Source organism: Nocardia lijiangensis NBRC 108240 (assembly GCF_001613045.1).
Taxonomy (GTDB): domain Bacteria; phylum Actinomycetota; class Actinomycetes; order Mycobacteriales; family Mycobacteriaceae; genus Nocardia; species Nocardia lijiangensis.
The window spans coordinates 32,613-47,552 of the sequence record NZ_BDBP01000023.1 but is presented as its reverse complement, the minus strand read 5'-3'; the positions used below and the strand labels follow the sequence as shown (position 1 = coordinate 47,552).

The following is a 14,940-nucleotide window of genomic DNA, read 5'->3' as shown; positions in this document are numbered from 1 at the left end:
GGGTGCGCACCGCCCGCGTCTCAGGAGTCACCGATTCCGAGGTCTTCTCGTGCCTGGTCGACGAAGGACGTCAAGAAGTCCCTGACGCCGATTGTCATCCGATCGATCTCGGTGATCAGTGCCAGGCCGTCTCGGCCCAGGCTCTCATCGGTCCCACCGGACCCGCTGAAATTCCGCTCGGTGAAGGTATTGAGGTGATTCATCGTGAAGGGCCCGTAGTAGTCGTAGCCGAACTTCTCCATGGAGGGCACTATCTCGAGGTTTCCCACCAGGAGGACAGTGGTCATCGTCCGCCAGAGCATCTGTCCCTTGTCCAGGAGCTCGCGTACTTGGGCGCGGACTTCTTCGCGATCGATCGGATTCTGGGTCAGCTCACCCTTCAGGCCGGAGAGTTCCTCGAGGTACGCCATGAGCGTGGCAGCGAGTTCGACATAGACCTTTTGCCGGTTGTCTCGCACCACCTGGGCGGACTCGGCCCTCTCGTTTCTCTCCAGCTGGCTTCTACTGACATAGATCGCCGATCCGGCCGAGACCCCGCTGGACAATATCGCCGCACACAACGCGGTGATCAAGGCATAGCGGCCGTTGCGGGTCGCGACCCGCACGTCTCGTTCCAGGTTCGCGGATGCCGCGGCCGCCGATGGCTGCGCATCGCCCGGCGGCGCCGTGACCGACTGGGCCACCGCCTCGGGGTCCGAAGCGCTCGCAGACTCGAATTCCCTCTCGCCATCCATCGGTTTCACCGATCCTCGCTCCGGCCTGGATGCACGCCGGATGCTGTGTAGGTTCAGTGTCTTCGAGTGATCAGCCCGGCCCTAGAGTAGCGGGCTACTCGACTCTCGCCGTGGCCTGACAGGCTGGTCGATCTGCCCCGGTAGCACCCCTCACTCGCGTGGACGAATCGGGAGTTCCGCAGGTCAGGCAGGCCACGAGATACCGCTCGGCGGTGCGGCAGGTCATCGGCCGACGCTGCGCGACCGCCGCTACTCCACCTCGACGCCATAGCCCCGGGCAAGCGCCGCCAAATCGGTCGCGTACCCCTGATCGACCGCGCGCAGCCGCCAGGTATCACCACGCAGATAGACCTCGGCCAGCAGCAGGGTCCGTTCCTCGGTCGCGGCATCCAGCGTCGCCCTGGCTGTCGCCGCTGCTTCCCTGTCCGGTGCGACTTTTCGACGGCGCCGATGTCACCGAACGTCACGCCCGCACCGTCGAGTGCGGCAGCGAGCACGATGCGCCGGCAGCTCACCGGCAGCTCGTCCAGATCGATCTCGATCGACTGTTCGCTCGGGCCCTCCGCCACGAGCCCGACGCCACCGGTCCGCGGCCGCACGACCGGTGGCCCACGGGCAGCACTGCGCCGCTGCGGTCGAACTCGTTCGCCAGGAATCCGTAGTCGAAGACCGCGTTGTGGACGACCATCACCCTCCCGGTCAGCAGCTCCGACAGCTGTTCCCGCACGTGTTCGAAACGTGGTGAGCCGCACAGGATCTCGGCGGCGAGCCCGGAAGTGTTGCACGCGAATCGGTTACGACTGTCTCACTCTGGAAGATCGAAGCCGAGGGATGCGGCGGCGAGGTGCGGGGTGGGGTGGGGCCAGCGGGTGGCGACGGCGTCGTTGCTGGAGAGCGAGCGGAGTTCGGCGCGGTCGAGGTAGAGGGTGCCGTCGAGGTGGTCGGTTTCGTGCTGGACGATGCGGGCGGGCCAGCCGCGGACGACCTCGTCGATCGGCCGGCCGTGCTCGTCGTGGGCGATGAGGCGGACTTCGGCGGGGCGGGCGACGACGGCCTGCCAGCCGGGGACGCTGAGGCAGCCCTCGAAGAACGCGACCTCGGCCGGGCCGGTCGGCTGGTAGCTCGGGTTGATCAGGACGCGGAAGGGCACCGGCCGACGGTCGCGGGCCGCGCGGACCTCGTCCGAGACCTGCGCGAAGTCCTCGATCACCGCCAGGCGCAACGGAATTCCGACTTGCGGGGCGGCGAGGCCGACGCCCGGCGCCGCGTGCATCGTCTCCCGCAGGGCGGCTATGAACCGCGCGAGCAGGTCGTCGTCGAGCTGACCGTCGAACGGAGCGCTCGGCCTGCGCAGCACGGGGTCACCCACCGCGACGATCGGCAAAGGGCCGTCGGCGGAAAGTAGTTCGGTTACCCGAGCCGCGAGCGAGCGTGAATCCTCGAAGGGGACCTCCATCCCGCCAGCATCGCAACCGCGCGGGATCAGTGCCGCGCCGGGTCGGCCGATTCGCGCTGAGAGATGGCGGCTCCGGGGCCGCCGCATCACCCAACACGTCCTGGCCGTGGACGGAATCGATGCGTCCGCCGCGGAAATTCCGTTGTCCGGGGGTGTCGGTGGTCCGTAACGTCACGTCGGTTTGTCCGCCATCGACCAGAAGGAGTCGACACTGTCATGAAACCTGTCACCGAACGCGATATCAGGTCGTCGTTCGTCAACTGTTCCAAGGGGGACGCCAAGCGGCTGTCCGTACCGCGCGATCTCGAGGAGCGGCCCTGGGACGACCTGGATTTCCTCGGCTGGGGCGATCCGTCGCTGCCTGGGCGCTGCTACCTGGTGGTTCCGCAGGACGAGCGGCTGATCGGCGTCGCGTTGCGCTACGAAACGGGCGGGACCGGCAAGCCGCAGATGTGCGCGATCTGCCTGACCACACACACCGGCGGCGACGTGGTCCTGATGACCGCGCACAAGGCGGGCGAGTCCGGCCGCCGCGGCAACTCGATCGGCACCTACATGTGCACCGATCTGGCCTGCTCGCTGTACGCGCGCGGTAAGAAGCGGCCCGCCCTCGGCAGCCGCTACCGCGAGGACCTGACACCCGAGGAGAAGATCGACCGGGTCCGCGAGAACATCGGCGCCTTCCTCACCAGGCTCTACAGCTGACCCACCCGCAGCACCGCTGCACCATTCGAAAGGAGGTAGATGCCATGCGCCGACACTCGACGCCCCGCATCCCGCCAGCACCTCGAGTCTCCCTCTCCCCCATGGGAGCTCGGGATGCCCGGGATTCCTCTCCGGTCGAGACGCACCGAACCCACCCGGTCCGCCCCGTCCGGAGAGGAATCCGCTACGCCCAGTACATGTTGCAGACACCTTGCCACGACGACGCGCCTCCGCAGCGGTCACCTCTTCGACCGGTTTGATTCGTCTGCCCCGCCGACGGAGTTCTCGATGCCCTGCCGGTAGCCGGGACAATCGACTCCGCGATGGAAGACCCGCCCGCTGACGGTCACGATCCCGACGGTCGCATCGGGCGGCCAGGGATTCCGGAACTGGGTGGGGCCGTCCCCCAATGCGTCGACCACGCGGCCACTGTACTGGCCCCGCCGACGGCGGAAGATCGAAATATGGTCGGGGTGACAGGATTTGAACCTGCGACCCTCCGCTCCCAAAGCGGATGCGCTACCAAGCTGCGCTACACCCCGAGGTCTCGTGGTGGCGGGGGCCGCCGACGAGTGGTAAATCGTGCGTTGAGCGGGTGACGGGAATCGAACCCGCACCATCAGCTTGGAAGGCTGAGGTTCTACCATTGAACTACACCCGCAGGCATACGACATCGATAGGATCGCCACGATGTCGTGTGCACCACGCACTGTACCGAATCCGGCTCCGGAAACGCCAATCGCCCCCTCCGATCCCGCGCCGAGCCGACGTCGTCCCTGGACTCGCCGCGCCGCGACCCAGCCGATCCCGCGCCGAACGACTGCGGCTCGAACGTCACCCCGAGACATGCCGATCGAACGGCCCACGCCGAGCCTCTCGATCCGGGCATATCGAACCGCATGGTCCCCGATCCGAGCGCGCCGCAGGAACGGCTCGAAACCCCCGCCCGACCGGCCGATTCGGCACACTCCCGGCGTGTCGTCCCGCGACTCTCCAGCGAACGGACACGGATGTGTAACGCCTGCGCCGCCGTGACGATCACACATCCGATCGCCATTCGCGAGGCATCGAAAACTCGTTGTGAAACGCCGTTTTTCAGTGCCGAGTGGCTTGCTAGGATCCTTTTTGCCGGACGGGGGTATCTGGAAAGGGGGCGGTGAGCGTGCGCCGAGCGAGGTGGACACAACCGCGTAGCAGTAGTGATCGGGGTGAGGCCGGCACCTGTGTGCACACAGGGCACCCGGGTACCGACGTTGCCCGCGATCGGTGAAGACGATGGCGACCGACATCGAACCGCCAGTCGCCGCGATGTGTCGCGCCTGGGCACGGGCGGTGTGCTCCGAACCGGGTTCGCACACGACACCACAGCAGCTGGAACCTGTTCTCATCGAGCTGGTCGAACGGCTGCTGTATCTGGCCAGGCACGAACCCTTCCCCGTGCCGGAGGCGCGGATGCTCGGCGCGCGCCTCGCCGAGCCGCCCTTCGAGCGGACCAGGATGCTGGCCCAGGCGAGCCGCTGGCTACTCGGCTTCCCCTCGGGCAGGCCGGGCTCGCTGGTGGCGACCCGCTGGCCGTTCGTGGCGAGCCAGGCCATCGACAGCTACGCCCAGGCCCTGCAGGAGCGGGCGCTTGCCCAGCAGGAGCAGAGCCTGTCGGCCAAGGTGTCCCTGCGGGTACAGGAGATCGCCGCCCTGCAGCACCGGCTCCGCCACGAGGCCACCCACGACGCGCTCACCGACCTGGCCAACCGCACCCTGCTCCAAGACCAGGTGCGCCGGATGGCCACCGACCCGAACAGCTGCGTCGGACTGCTGCTGATCGACCTGGATCGGTTCAAGCAGATCAACGACGGCTACGGGCACGCGGTCGGCGACGAGGTCTTGGTCGAGCTGGCCAACCGGCTGCGCGAGGTGTGCCCGCCGGACACGGTGATCTGCCGGTACGGCGGTGACGAGTTCGTGCTGGCGGTGAACCGGGATGGCAACACCCTCACCGAGATCGCTCATCGCATCGTGGGGGCGCTGCGCGAGCCGGTGTGGTCCTCGGCCGGTCCGGTGCCGGTCTCGGCGAGCGTGGGCACCGCCTACAACCCGCCGGGCGCCCCGTGCGACTTCACCGATCTGCTCCGGCGTGCCGACCGGGCGATGTACTCGGCCAAGACGGCGGGCGGGCGACGGTTCGCGTTCTCCGACTCCGACGAACCGGAGATAGACGCAGCCGTCGCCGGCTGAGCACGAAACCTGTGTGCCCGCGGGCGCACAGCGGCCCGGCGAGACTCGTCAGACGAGCTCAATTCGGCTGGCAGGTGGGGCACCAGAAGAGGTTTCGACCCTCCAGCACCGCATGAGCAACCGGTTCTGCACACACCCGGCATCCCGCGCCGGGGCGGCGGTAGACGTAGGTGCGCGGGCGATCGGGGGCGTAGGACGGCTCGCCGTGATCGTGTTCGGGACGCACCACGTGCATACGCCCGGTCGCCACACCGACCGGCATCAGCTCGACAAGATCCGCCCAGAGGGCCCGCCACTCCCCGGCACTCAGCTCGGCCCCGGGACGGTAGGGCGAAATTCCGTGCCGGAAGAGCACTTCGGCGCGGTAGACGTTCCCGACACCGGCGATCACGCTCTGGTCCATCAGCAACGCGCCGATCGGCCTGCGGGAGCGGCGGATTCGCGCGAAGGAGCGGTCCGGGTCGGCATCGGGGCGCAGCGGGTCGGCGCCGAGGCGGTCGGCCAGCGCCTCGACCTCCGGCGGGAGCAGCACCTCGCAGGCGGCGGGGCCGCGCAGGTCGGTGCCTGCGCCGCCACCGATCATCCGCATTCTGACCTGCCCGACCGGCGCGCCCATCGGCAGTTCCGAGTCGTAGAACTTGCCGTAGAGCCCGAGGTGCACATGCACCGCGAGGCCGGATTCGTAGTGGTGCAGCAGGTGTTTGCCATGCGCCTCCGAGCGCACGAGCCGTTGCCCGTCCACGAGGGCGGCGCCGTCGGCGAACCGGCCCTGCGGACTCGACACCCGCACCACACCGCCCGCGAACACCTGCTGGTGCTGGTTCGCCAGGCGGTGCAGCGTATGCCCTTCAGGCATCGGTCGACGCGACCTCAGTACGCCGGAACGGCGGGGGCGACACCGGTCTTCTCGTACTCGGCCAGGATGTCGATGCGGCGCTGGTGACGCTCCTCGTCGGACCACGGCTGGGAGACGAAAGCGTCGACGATGGCCAGCGCCTCCTCGGTGGAGTGCATGCGGCCGCCGATGCCGATCAGCTGCGCGTTGTTGTGCTCGCGGGCCAGCTTCGCGGTCTCCACGCTCCAAGCCAGGGCGCAGCGGGCGCCGGGCACCTTGTTCGCGGCGATCTGCTCGCCGTTGCCGCTGCCGCCGAAGACCAGGCCGAGGCTGCCCGGGTCGGCGACGGTGCGGCGCGCCGCCTCGATGCAGAAGGCGGGGTAGTCGTCCAGGGCGTCGTACTCGAGGGCGCCGCAGTCGACGACCTCGTGGCCCGCCTGCTGGAGATGGGCCTTGACGTGATTCTTCAGTTCGAAACCGGCATGGTCGGCACCCAGGTATACGCGCATGGCTGCGATTGTGTCACTCCACCCGGCGACCGATCCGAGAGGGCACCGTCCGCGATTAACACCGGAGCCGTCCGGCGCGAATCTGCTGACACGAGGCGTGCCCGCGGGCACTGACCAGCGAATGTCCGACAGCACAGCGCCGCTGGCCCCTCGGACGCGAGAACCCCGCCCCTACCGATGAATAGAGTGCATTTCATGCAGCCGCACGAACCGACGCCGCCGGACCGAGCCGACCAGCCGGAATCTCCGTACGCGCCGCCGAGCGGGTGGGGGCAGGAACAGCAACCGCCGCAGCCCGGCTCGGCGATACCACAGCACACCGGCGCCCACCCGACCTACGGCACCGAGACTTCGAAGCCTTACGGCAATGAACCCACGTCGCCCTACGGCGCTGGGTCCACCTCGCCCTATGGCGCTCAGCCCACGTCACCCTACGGCGCCGAACACCTCGCTCCCTACGGCGCCGCGCCCATGACGCCATACGGCGCGCCACCACCCGTACCGCCGCAGAGCATGCCGCGCGGCCTCTCCCCGTTCGGGATGCCCGCCAGGCACAGCTGGGAGATTCCGCTGCTCGTCCTGGTGGTGGTGTGCACGACGGTCGCGTACCTGATCGCCCTCGTCGTGCTCATCGTGGTGCTCGCCGACGGCGCGGTGCCCAGCGACTATCTGCTGCTGCTCGTCTTCGCGCCGATACTGGTCTGGCTGGGCCGCGGTCTCAACTACGCCACGCAGCGGGTGAACGGCGTGAAGATGTCGCCGACTCAGTTCCCCGAGGGCTACCAGATGGTGGCCGACGCGGCCGCCCGGTTCGGGATGGCCACAGTGCCCGACGCCTACGTGGTGCTCGGCAACGGCCAGATCAACGCCTTCGCCTCCGGGCACGGCTTCCGGCGCTTCGTGGTGGTCTACAGCGACCTGTTCGAAATCGGCGGCAAGGCACGCGAACCCGACGCGCTCGCGTTCATCATCGGCCACGAAGTCGGCCACATCGCCGCCGGGCACACCTCGTACTGGCGGCAGCTCGGCATGTTCCTCGTGCCGTTCCTGCCGATCCTGGGCAGTTCGCTGATCCGCTCGCAGGAGTACACCGCCGACAACCACGGCTACTGCAACCGGCACACCGGCGCGGCCGCCGCGATGGGCACGCTGGCGGCGGGCAAGTACATGAACACCCTCGTCGGCTTCGACGAGATGGCCGACCGCGCCGCCGCCGAGAAGGGCGGGTTCGTCTGGTTCGTCAACGCCCTGTCCTCGCACCCGGTGCTGACCTGGCGGATGTGGGCGCTGCGCGACCGCAGCAGGCACGGCAGGCTCTTCCTGCGGCCGAGCCCGCAGCCCCCGGTGGGCGCCGGGCCGTACGGCCCGTACGGCCCGTACGGCGAGGTGCCGAGTCTGCCGCCGAAGCCGGTGCCCTGAGCCGACGCGAACGGGCGCCGCGAGCACGCGGCGCCCGTTTCGCGCTCAGTCGAAGGCCGGGTCTTCGGTCCTGGTCCGCTTGAGCTCGAAGAAGTGCGGGTAGGAGGCCAGCGCGACGACGCCGTCCCAGACCTTGCCCGCGTCCTCGCCGCGCGGGATGCGTGAGAGCACGGGACCGAAGAACGCCACACCGTTGACGTGGATGGTCGGGGTGCCGACGTCCTTGCCGACCTTGTCCATGCCCTCGTGGTGGCTCTTGCGCAGCGCCTCGTCGTACTCGGTGCTCTCCGCGGCCTGCGCGAGTTCGGCGGGCAGGCCCACCTCGGCGAGCGCGTCGGCGATCACCGCGGCCAGGCTCTCCGTGCGGGTCGGGCGCTCGTATTCGTCCCTGCGGTCGTGGATACGGCTGCCCATCGCGGTGTAGAGCGGCGCGAGCACCTTGTCACCGTGGTCCTTGGCCGCGGCGATGGCGACCCGCACCGGACCCCAGCCGCTGTTCATCAGCTCGCGGTACTGCTCGGGCAGATCGCGGCCCTCGTTCAGCACCGCCAGGCTCATCACGTGGAAGCGCGCCTCGATGTCGCGAACCTGCTCGACCTCCAAGATCCAGCGGGAAGTGATCCAGCACCAGGGGCACAGCGGGTCGAACCAGAAATCGGCGACGTTCTTCTCGGCCGTGTCGGTCACGGGTCGTTCCTCTCGATCGCATGCAAGAAGCACGGCGCACGGGCGCCGTCACTCGGAACCAACCACGCCGCCGGACGATTCGTTCCCGGACCGAGCATCCGGATCGGCGGCGGACCGATGCCCGGATACCGCGTTGCGAAGCCCCTGCCGACAGTAGGCTCGAATGGGCACGCGTTCCCTCTCCCGAGAAGGAGTCCGCAATGACCTCGGATCGGCGTTTCGTGATCGTGGGCGGCGGTCTCGCCGCGGCCAAGCTGGCGGAAGCCCTGCGCGAGAACGACTTCGACGGGAAGATCACCCTCGTCGGCGCCGAGGAACATCTGCCCTACGAACGACCTCCGCTCTCCAAGGAACACCTGTTCGGCAAGAAACAGCTCGCCGATTTCACCGTCGATCCCGCCCAGTGGTACCGCGATCACCACGTGGAACTGTTGCTCGGCACCACCGTCACCGCGATCGATCGGGAGGCGAAGACGATCACGCTGCCCGACGACTCCACCCTCCCCTACGACAAGCTCGCACTGGCCACCGGATCGACGCCGCGCACTGTGCCGCTGCCCGGCGCCGACGCTCCCAACGTCTATACGCTGCGCGACATCGAGGATTCCGACACTCTCATCGAGCTGTTCGGCCAGAGCGACCGGCTCGGGATCATCGGCGCGGGCTGGATCGGTCTCGAGGTGGCGGCCGCGGCGCGCGCCGCCGGGATGGACGTCACGATCGTGGAGACGGCCGAACAGCCGTTGCTCGGCGCGCTCGGACCCGAGATGGGCGCGGTCTTCGCCGACCTGCACCGCGCGCACGACGTCGACCTGCGCCTCGGCGCCCAGGTCGAGGAGATCACCACGCGCGACGGCATCGCGACGGCGATCGCCGACGGGCTGCGGCTGGCCGACGGGACGACCGTCGCCGCCGACGCCGTGCTGGTCGCGGTGGGCGCCGCGCCGAACATCGAGATCGCCGCCGAGGCGGGGCTCGCGGTGGACAAGGGCGTGCTCGTCGACGCGAGCCTGGTCACCAGCGATCCGGACATCGTCGCCGTCGGCGACATCGCCGAACAGCAGCATCCCCGGCTCGGCCGCCGCATCCGGGTGGAGCACTGGGCCAACGCGCTCAATCAGCCCGCCGTCGCGGCCGCGACCATGCTCGGCAAATCGGCGACCTACGACCGGCTGCCCTACTTCTTCACCGATCAGTACGACCTGGGCATGGAGTACACCGGCTACGCCGCGCCCGGCGCGTACGACCGCGTAGTGGTGCGCGGCGATCTGGGCAAGCGGGAGTTCGTCGCGTTCTGGCTGGACGCGCAGAACCGGGTGCTTGCGGGCATGAACGTCAACGTGTGGGACGTGACCGACCGGATCCAGGAGCTGATCACCGAGGGCGAGCCGGTCGACCCCGACCGCCTCGCCGACACCTCGGCTCCACTGTGATCCAGATCACTGCAGATCGCGCGAGCGATGCGTCGAAGCGTCGCACCCCGTTCCGACCTACCTGCGAGAGCGCCGAACGGGCGCGCCGATCCGCAAGGAGCCGACTATGAAATACATGCTGCTCAAGACCTACAGCGAAGCCGCCTACTGCGACACCCCGATCTCGGAGTGGGCGCCGGAAGACATCGCGGCGCACATCGACTTCCAGCGCGCGCTCGGCGCGGAACTGGCGAAGTCGGGCGAACTGGTCGACGCGCAGGGTCTGGCGGGACCGGAGGGGGCGCGGCTGGTCAGCTCCGACGGGCGCTCCGCCCCGATGATCACCGACGGCCCGTTCCCCGAGACCAAGGAGTTCCTCGCCGGGTACTGGATCGTCGACGTGGACAGCCCCGAGCGGGCGTTGCAGATCGCCGCCCAAGCTTCGGCCGCGCCGGGCCCCGGCGGCAAGCCGATCGGCGAGTACATCGAAGTGCGCGCGGTGATGAGCGCTCCCGCCGTCGAACAGTGACCACCCCGCCCGACGCCGAGGCCCTGCTGCGCGAACTGGCGCCCCAGGTCCTCGGCGTCTTGGTGCGCCGGTTCGGCGATTTCGACACCGCCGAGGACGCGCTGCAGGAGGCGATGCTCGCGGCGGCCACCCAGTGGCCCGCCGAGGGGCCGCCCGACAATCCGCGCGGCTGGCTCATCCAGGTCGCGCAGCGCCGGATGGCCGACGCGGTGCGCGCCGAGTCGGCCCGGCGGCGCAGGGAGGCCACGGTATTCGAGCGCGAGGTGCCCGACGCCGAGGCCGTGGACCACGACGACACCCTCGCGATGTTCTTCCTGTGCTGTCACCCGGCGCTGTCCTCGGCCAGCGCGATCGCGCTGACGCTGCGGGCGGTGGGTGGACTCACCACCGCGGAGATCGCGCACGCCTTCCTGCTGCCGGAACCGACCATGGGTCAGCGCATCGCACGGGCGAAGAAGCGCCTCGCCGCGCTGGATCGCCCGTTCGCCCGGCCCGGCGACGCCGAATGGCGGGAGCGGCTCGGCGCGGTGCTGCACGTGCTGTATCTGATCTTCACCGAGGGGCACACCACCACCTCGGGCGCCGCGTTGCAACGCACCGACCTCTCGGGCGAAGCGATCCGGCTGACCCGCGCCGTGCACCGTCTGCTGCCCGACGACGTCGAGGTCACCGGGCTGCTGGCGCTGATGCTGCTCACCGACGCCCGCCGGTCCGCTCGCGTCGGACCGCACGGCGAGCTGATCCCGCTGGCCGAACAGCCGCGCGGCCGCTGGGATCGGGCCATGATCACCGAGGGCGTACGGCTGATCACGGACACCCTCCCGCACGGGCTCACCGGCGCCTATCAGGTGCAGGCGGCCATCGCGGCCGTGCATGGGCAGGCGCTGCGCGCCGAGGACACCGACTGGCCGCGCATCCTTGCCCTCTACAACCTGCTCGAACGCATCTCCCCGAATCCGATGGTCACCCTCAACCGGGCCGTGGCAGTCGCGATGGTGCACGGTCCGGCGGCCGGACTCGCATTGATCGACACTCTCGACGACTCGCTCGCGGGTGCCGGTCACCGGCTCGACGCGGTGCGCGGGCACCTGCACGAGATGGCGGGCGAGTACGCGGCCGCCATCGTGCACTACACCGCGGCGGCCCGGCGCACCACGAGCCTGCCGGAGCGGGACTATCTGACGCTGCGTGCGGCGCGACTGCACCAGGAAACGGCGTTGCGGCGGTGAGAGGGAGGGTGTCCGCGAACCGGGATCACTGGCGCTGAGAGGCTAGCGTCTGCGAACCGGGACCACCGGCGCTGGCGGGTCGGGCGTCGCACAGCAGCCGCGGCATCGCATGAACATCCGTGCGGCTCTTGGGCTCTGCCGAGCCTGTGTACCACTCGCTGGGCAATCATCCGACGATGTCGTCGATTCGACGCTTGCGATGGAAGTAGTCGTTGATGATGACCCGGTAGAGGTCTGCGTCAGAGCGGGCCCAGTTGCGCATCAGTTCGCAGCCGAGGGCCAACGAGGTGACGGGGTGGGCACCGGCCTGGACCATGCGGGTGATTGCGGTCTGGTGAGTGACGGGGGAGACCCCTCCGACGGCGTCGATGACGGGGTAAACCTCGTAGCCTTCATTCAGCATGTCAAGGGCGGGGAATGCCAAGCAGACCTCGGTCCAGAGGCCGGCCATGATCATCTTCTTACGGCCGGTGGCTTCGACGGCGGCGCGAAAGTCGGCGTCCTCCCAGGAATTCACGCCGGTCCGATCGATTTCGATTACGCCCGGCAGCTCGTTCGTCAACTCGGGCACAGTGGGTTGGTTGACACCCATCCCGACCGCCACAGTGGATACCACAGTCGGTATCCGGTAGGCGTGGGCCAGCTTGGCCAGTGTGATGGCGCCGAGGTCGATCTCGGCACGGGTAGTGGACCTCACGGTGGCGTATTGGCCGGGTTGAAAGTCTATCAACACGATGGCACAGTTCTGCGGTGTCAGAAGGTGATCGGTTTGCGGGTCGCGGATCGGCTCAGGATTGAGCTTGGCCATCGTCTTCTCTCTCTTGATCGGCAGTCGGACGATGCCGGGGCGCCCTGCAGTAGGCACCGGTCGGCTGAGTCTCACTGGTTCGGGAGTGCCGTGTCTCGGTGTGGTGGTTGTGCGTACCCGGGTGCTATTGCGGTGGCGGCCTGGCAGGATGCGGCACCGACGAGGAGAGCTGCGCGGAACGGTCACCCTGACGGTGGATGGGCACCGAAGGTCAGAATTGGACGCTAGCGTGCATTTCCCAGACCAGGTTCTCGGCGGGCTCGCTCGCGGTGACCTGCTGGCCGCCGGTAGCGGTGAAGCGCACCGCGTCGCCGGTATGCAGCGGGCCGGCACCCTCCAGCGTCACCGCGCCGCGGGCCACGAACAGGTGCAGGAACGGCGCGTCGGGCAGGTGCACCGACTGTCCTTGGGCGAGCCGCGCGGCGTACAGGGCCGCGTGCGAGTTCCGGATCCGGATGGCGGCGTGGCCGTCATGTTTGCGCATACCCGAGGCGACCGGCAGCAGACTACCGGACAGCAGTTCCGCCTCGATCTCCAGTTGCTCGTAACCGGGGGTGATACCGGCCTCGTCGGGCACCACCCACATCTGCACGAAGTGCACCGGTTCCTGGTGGACGTCGCCGCTGAGCCGCCACGAGTCGTTCTTCTCCGAGTGCAGGATGCCGGTGCCGGCGCTCATGCGCTGGGCCAGGCCGGGGTAGATCACGCCGTTGTGGCCGGTGGAGTCCTGGTGGACCAGCGAGCCCTCCAGCACCCACGTGACGATCTCCATGTCGCGGTGTGGATGGGTGTCGAACCCCGTACCGGGATCGACGATGTCGTCGTTGTTGACCAGCAGCAGCCCATGATGAGTGTTGGCCTGGTCGAAATGGTGGCCGAAGGAGAACGAGTGCTTGGAATCCAGCCAGCCGAAGTCGGACTTGAACCGGTCCTCGGCGCGGCGGATGTCGACGGCGGGAGTCAAGTCGATGGTGCTCATGAGGTGCCCTCCTCCAAGATCGGTGCCGACCTGATCGCCGACCCGCAATTTGGTTTCCATGGAAACTAACCAGCGTCGGAGCGGAACTATTTCCGCCAGCGATCACGCCGCATCCGGTTGTCGTGTCCACTTATTAGTTGCCATGTCTACCAAATAAGGTCGGACTTGGCTACCGGGCGGCGCTCGGTCCTAGCGCCGCGATGCTCATGGAACAATCCAGCCGCTAGGTGGTTCGGGGACCTCGGCGCCGAACGCACCGGCGGCGAGGTCGTCCGTGACAGCCTCATCACCGCAGTCACCAACCTGCGCGGCTCACTTCGGGGCACGCTGGCTTGGGATCGGCGTGCCGAGATGGCCGAGAAGCTCCTGGACCCGGCGCTGGCGGGTGCCGCTGATCGGCCAGAACGGACCTGCCATGCGCGAGGGAATAGCGAGAGACCGGGCCGACGAGCGTCATACTCCGATCCGAACATCCGGATACGGCAGAAGCGTGTTGCGGCTACGCGCCGGCGCCGCATTCGCATCGGTGGTTGCGACAGAGTGTCGAGGTTGCGGGAGTCGTCACGGCACCGGAGCAAAATCTGTTACCGACAAGGCATCTGGGTCTCCACCGCGGCTGTCCAATGTGGTGCATGCAGCTTGGACTGCTGCACGGCCGACCGAGGAGCCGTTGGTGGCGAATTTTGGTGTTCTTTTGGTGACGGTCCGGTAGAGCGGAACGAACCCGATCACGATATCGGGCCTGACCTGCTAATTTGGGTGCGCCATCAGGGACTCGAACCCCGAACCCGCTGATCAAGAGTCAGCTGCTCTACGGATCGAGCTGATGCGCGGAGGTCCGCCCGTCTCATGCGCCGTGGGCATCAGCGCCGACACGGCTGCCGACCGTGCAGCGCTCCGGTGGCGTGGCGCGGCAGACTGCTGGTGTGACAGCGACATTCAGCGCGGGCGTTCTCCTGTTCCGCCGCAGCCCGGCGGGCGATCCCGAGGTCCTGCTCAGCCATATGGGCGGACCCTTCTGGGCGCGCAAAGACAACGCCGCCTGGTCGATCCCCAAAGGCGAATACGATCCGGACACCGAGGACGCCGCGCTGGCCGCCCGCCGCGAATTCACCGAAGAGCTGGGATTGCCCGCGCCCGAAGGGGAATGGGTTCCGCTGGGCGATGTCCAGTACAGCAGCGGACGCAAGCGGCTCAGCGCGTGGGCGGTCGAGGGCGATCTCGACCCGGCCGCGGTGGACCCGGGCACCTTCGAGATGGAGTGGCCTCCGCACTCCGGCCGTCTAGTCGCTTTCCCGGAGATCGATCGCGCCGAGTGGTTCGATCTCGCCGCCGCCCGCGACAAACTCGTCAGCGGGCAGCGGCCCTACCTCGACCGCCTCGCCGAACACCTGCGCGCGTAATCC

At 68.4% G+C, this 14,940-nt stretch carries 15 protein-coding genes, 3 tRNA genes and 1 pseudogene; 7 read left to right on the top strand and 12 right to left on the bottom strand.

From position 1 onward, the window contains the following. Nucleotides 1-20 precede the first annotated feature (20 nt). From NL1_RS09390 to NL1_RS09380, 4 genes and pseudogenes are all read right to left on the bottom strand, one after another. A complete protein-coding gene (locus NL1_RS09390) occupies nucleotides 21-734 on the bottom strand; it encodes a hypothetical protein (RefSeq protein WP_067836568.1) in 714 nt (237 codons plus the stop codon). 249 nt (nucleotides 735-983) lie between these two features. After that, on the bottom strand, nucleotides 984-1,094 hold the full coding sequence (locus tag NL1_RS39330; protein WP_245673163.1) for a TerD family protein: 111 nt from the start codon (nucleotides 1,092-1,094) through the stop codon (nucleotides 984-986). A gap of 151 nt (nucleotides 1,095-1,245) precedes the next feature. Further along, nucleotides 1,246-1,512, bottom strand: a pseudogene (locus NL1_RS40150) (hypothetical protein); the annotation flags it as partial. A 27-nt stretch (nucleotides 1,513-1,539) separates the two neighbouring features. Continuing rightward, nucleotides 1,540-2,190 (bottom strand): peptide deformylase, encoded by a 651-nt coding sequence (locus NL1_RS09380; protein ID WP_067836561.1) that lies wholly within the window; start codon nucleotides 2,188-2,190, stop codon nucleotides 1,540-1,542. A gap of 216 nt (nucleotides 2,191-2,406) precedes the next feature. On the opposite strand from NL1_RS09380, the gene NL1_RS09375 reads away from it, so the two are divergent. Beyond that, complete coding sequence (locus NL1_RS09375) at nucleotides 2,407-2,895, top strand: FBP domain-containing protein (protein ID WP_067836558.1); 489 nt, start codon at nucleotides 2,407-2,409, stop codon at nucleotides 2,893-2,895. A 465-nt stretch (nucleotides 2,896-3,360) separates the two neighbouring features. Here NL1_RS09375 and NL1_RS09365 read toward each other — a convergent pair. Together NL1_RS09365 and NL1_RS09360 are read right to left on the bottom strand one after the other, a co-directional pair. Further along, nucleotides 3,361-3,437, bottom strand: a tRNA-Pro gene (locus NL1_RS09365). Nucleotides 3,438-3,485: 48 nt separating this feature from the next. Then, nucleotides 3,486-3,556 (bottom strand) — tRNA-Gly (locus tag NL1_RS09360). A gap of 614 nt (nucleotides 3,557-4,170) precedes the next feature. On the opposite strand from NL1_RS09360, the gene NL1_RS09355 reads away from it, so the two are divergent. Then, complete coding sequence (locus NL1_RS09355) at nucleotides 4,171-5,127, top strand: GGDEF domain-containing protein (protein ID WP_067836552.1); 957 nt, start codon at nucleotides 4,171-4,173, stop codon at nucleotides 5,125-5,127. Nucleotides 5,128-5,185: 58 nt separating this feature from the next. Here the strand turns inward: NL1_RS09355 and NL1_RS09350 are convergent, their stop codons facing one another. Beyond that, nucleotides 5,186-5,983, bottom strand: a complete 798-nt coding sequence (locus NL1_RS09350) for an Fpg/Nei family DNA glycosylase (protein WP_067836549.1) — start codon at nucleotides 5,981-5,983, stop codon at nucleotides 5,186-5,188. Between the two features lie 14 nt (nucleotides 5,984-5,997). Further along, nucleotides 5,998-6,471, bottom strand: coding sequence for a ribose-5-phosphate isomerase (locus NL1_RS09345; RefSeq protein ID WP_067836547.1), 474 nt, complete (start codon nucleotides 6,469-6,471; stop codon nucleotides 5,998-6,000). Between the two features lie 471 nt (nucleotides 6,472-6,942). On the opposite strand from NL1_RS09345, the gene NL1_RS09340 reads away from it, so the two are divergent. Then, a complete protein-coding gene (locus NL1_RS09340) occupies nucleotides 6,943-7,890 on the top strand; it encodes a M48 family metallopeptidase (RefSeq protein ID WP_084510428.1) in 948 nt (315 codons plus the stop codon). 45 nt (nucleotides 7,891-7,935) lie between these two features. On the opposite strand, the gene NL1_RS09335 is transcribed toward NL1_RS09340, so the two are convergent. After that, nucleotides 7,936-8,577 carry a mycothiol-dependent nitroreductase Rv2466c family protein gene (locus NL1_RS09335; protein ID WP_067836545.1) on the bottom strand — a complete coding sequence of 214 codons (642 nt, stop codon included), beginning with the start codon at nucleotides 8,575-8,577 and terminating at the stop codon, nucleotides 7,936-7,938. Between the two features lie 200 nt (nucleotides 8,578-8,777). Here NL1_RS09335 and NL1_RS09330 point away from each other — a divergent pair, with 200 nt between their 5' ends. The 3 genes from NL1_RS09330 (at nucleotide 8,778) to NL1_RS09320 (ending at nucleotide 11,747) form a co-directional block, all read left to right on the top strand. Next, nucleotides 8,778-10,010 carry an NAD(P)/FAD-dependent oxidoreductase gene (locus NL1_RS09330; protein WP_067836542.1) on the top strand — a complete coding sequence of 411 codons (1,233 nt, stop codon included), beginning with the start codon at nucleotides 8,778-8,780 and terminating at the stop codon, nucleotides 10,008-10,010. Between the two features lie 106 nt (nucleotides 10,011-10,116). Beyond that, nucleotides 10,117-10,518, top strand: a complete 402-nt coding sequence (locus NL1_RS09325) for a YciI family protein (protein ID WP_067836539.1) — start codon at nucleotides 10,117-10,119, stop codon at nucleotides 10,516-10,518. After that, on the top strand, nucleotides 10,515-11,747 hold the full coding sequence (locus tag NL1_RS09320) for an RNA polymerase sigma factor (RefSeq protein WP_067836535.1): 1,233 nt from the start codon (nucleotides 10,515-10,517) through the stop codon (nucleotides 11,745-11,747). The genes NL1_RS09325 and NL1_RS09320 overlap by 4 nt, the downstream gene beginning before the upstream one ends. A gap of 166 nt (nucleotides 11,748-11,913) precedes the next feature. Here NL1_RS09320 and NL1_RS09315 read toward each other — a convergent pair whose 3' ends face one another. The 3 genes from NL1_RS09315 to NL1_RS09305 form a co-directional block, all read right to left on the bottom strand. Further along, entirely contained in the window at nucleotides 11,914-12,555 is a 642-nt protein-coding gene (locus NL1_RS09315) for a hydrolase (protein ID WP_067836533.1), read from the bottom strand. Nucleotides 12,556-12,766: 211 nt separating this feature from the next. Continuing rightward, a complete protein-coding gene (locus NL1_RS09310; protein ID WP_067836625.1) occupies nucleotides 12,767-13,534 on the bottom strand; it encodes a pirin family protein in 768 nt (255 codons plus the stop codon). Nucleotides 13,535-14,290: 756 nt separating this feature from the next. Then, nucleotides 14,291-14,367: transfer RNA gene (locus NL1_RS09305), tRNA-Lys, on the bottom strand. A gap of 93 nt (nucleotides 14,368-14,460) precedes the next feature. On the opposite strand from NL1_RS09305, the gene NL1_RS09300 reads away from it, so the two are divergent. Beyond that, nucleotides 14,461-14,937, top strand: coding sequence for an NUDIX hydrolase (locus tag NL1_RS09300; protein WP_067836530.1), 477 nt, complete (start codon nucleotides 14,461-14,463; stop codon nucleotides 14,935-14,937). The last annotated feature ends 3 nt before the right edge of the window (nucleotides 14,938-14,940 follow it).